General features: G+C 52.4%; 3 protein-coding genes. All 3 read right to left on the bottom strand.

What is annotated here, in order from left to right:
• Positions 1-142: 142 nt before the first annotated feature.
• Genes ruvC through K2I50_RS05745 form a run of 3 tightly spaced genes read right to left on the bottom strand, consistent with a single transcriptional unit; the run spans position 143 to position 1,730 of the window.
• Positions 143-703, bottom strand: coding sequence for a crossover junction endodeoxyribonuclease RuvC (gene ruvC, locus K2I50_RS05755; protein WP_526022957.1), 561 nt, complete (start codon positions 701-703; stop codon positions 143-145).
• Positions 704-752: 49 nt separating this feature from the next.
• Positions 753-1,061 (bottom strand): DUF4286 family protein, encoded by a 309-nt coding sequence (locus K2I50_RS05750; protein WP_301025255.1) that lies wholly within the window; start codon positions 1,059-1,061, stop codon positions 753-755.
• A complete protein-coding gene (locus tag K2I50_RS05745; RefSeq protein WP_301025254.1) occupies positions 1,062-1,730 on the bottom strand; it encodes a CD225/dispanin family protein in 669 nt (222 codons plus the stop codon).
• Positions 1,731-1,825: the final 95 nt, after the last annotated feature.

Raw genomic sequence — 1,825 nt, 5'->3', positions numbered from 1 at the left:
CCTTCGTCACATGTCGAAAATCGTCTCAAGCTATACGACCCTGGCGGCAACATTTATTATTAAACAAGCTCTAAGAGTTTTTTTTAATAACGTACACGCTACCAGCCGCATACAGTCTCATCCCGTCGCGGTTTCCCGGCAATCATTTCACTCTGTCGGGATTTTTCGCAATAAAATCCTTCCATGACTTAGGGCCGCGCGCAATCGCGGGCTTCTTCGACTCGTAAAAGTGGCACAATGCAGCAGCAAGCGCGTCGGTAGCGTCAAGTTCCGGGAGGATGCTCTCGCGCGGTATGTCCAGGATACGGCGCAACATCTCCTGCACCTGCTCCTTTGAAGCGCCTCCATTGCCGGTAATGGCCATCTTTATCAGGCGCGGCTCATACTCGGTGATACACACATCGCGGCTTATGGCAGCTGCCATAGCCACTCCCTGCGCACGCCCGAGCTTGAGCATCGACTGCACATTCTTACCGAAGAATGGCGCCTCAATAGCCATCTCGTCGGGCAGATACTGCTCGATAATGCCGGTCACACGCCGGAATATATGCCCCAGGCGCAGATAATGGCTGTCAAACTTATTGAGCTTTATCACGCCCATGGCTATCATGGATGGCTTGCCACGGCGCACACCGAGTATGCCGTAGCCCATCACATTGGTGCCCGGATCTATCCCTATTATGATTCGGTCCCACTCGCGCAGAGCCTCATTGCGACTGAGGCCTGATGCGCTCGGTGGCGTCGCCGGCAGGTCAGTCACGCTCCACCTCCTCCATCATAGTGGTAAAATGAAGCACACGCTGACCCCAGCGGCGGCTTATCTCATCAAGCAGCACAGGCTGTAGCTTGTCGAGCCAGTCGGAAGCCTCGGGCATGCCGTCGCACTGTATCTGCAACGCGTAGGTCGTGCCTCCGTTATCCTCCTGCGAGAACACACGCATAAGCAGCGGATGGCGGTATCCGGCCGAGACAGCTGTCGGTATATATACCGTATGCGCCCAGCCGGTCCACTCGCTTTCGAGGCCCGATTCTACAAGAAATGTAGTATTTACGAGTATCATTTACAGTGAATTCATTACACCGCTGAAAATCATAAATCCACCGTAAAGCAGCTGGGAAACGATACCGACGATAACAGTGATAATAATCCATTTCTTAGCACTGGCAGAAGCCTCGTAGGCCTTGTCGTAGTTGCCCGTGTTCCAAAGCCCGTTGACCGAAGCCGCCTTTATAATAGCGACAATCCCGAAAGGCACACAGCAGAGTATGGTTACAACGACGGCCCAGGCAAGATAATTGTCAGGGGGCAATATCGGCTGCTGATAGGGCTGCTGTCCCTGCTGCTGATATTGAGGTTGCTGATATTGAGGTTGCTGATATTGAGGTTGCTGATATTGAGGTTGCTGATATTGAGGTTGCTGATATTGCGGCTGCTGATACTGTTGCTGATAGGCTGCCTGAGGCTGCTGATATTCAGGCTGAGGCTGCGGTGCATGAGGTGCCGGCGGAGGGAACGCACCACTCTGTACAGTGGCCGACGGCTGAGATACCTCAATATTGTTTTTAGGACCATAGAGAGCCATACGCACCTCTTCAACCGACTCGGCGGCAGCCCAGTCGGCCATACCTTCAGCCCACACGAGATCGGTAGGACGCAAACCACGGGCAACAAGTTCGGCTACGTCAAAAGGCCCCACAGGGGCTTCATTCTCAATGATATAATATTTCATATCGTATAATGTGATTATTTTTAGAGCTTGTTTAATAATAAATGTTACCGTCAGGGCGGTCAATCGTCGAGCATATTTTCGCTTGTGATGAGGGA

The sequence above is a fragment of the Muribaculum sp. genome (assembly GCF_029051885.1).
Taxonomy (GTDB): Bacteria; Bacteroidota; Bacteroidia; order Bacteroidales; family Muribaculaceae; genus Muribaculum.
This window is presented reverse-complemented; position numbering and strand designations above follow the sequence as displayed.

Excerpts from the sequence above, each read along its gene's own strand:
- K2I50_RS05750 (WP_301025255.1), bottom strand. The coding sequence starts at position 1,061 with ATGATACTCGTAAATACTACATTTCTTGTAGAATCGGGCCTCGAAAGC.
- K2I50_RS05745 (WP_301025254.1), bottom strand. The coding sequence starts at position 1,730 with ATGAAATATTATATCATTGAGAATGAAGCCCCTGTGGGGCCTTTTGAC.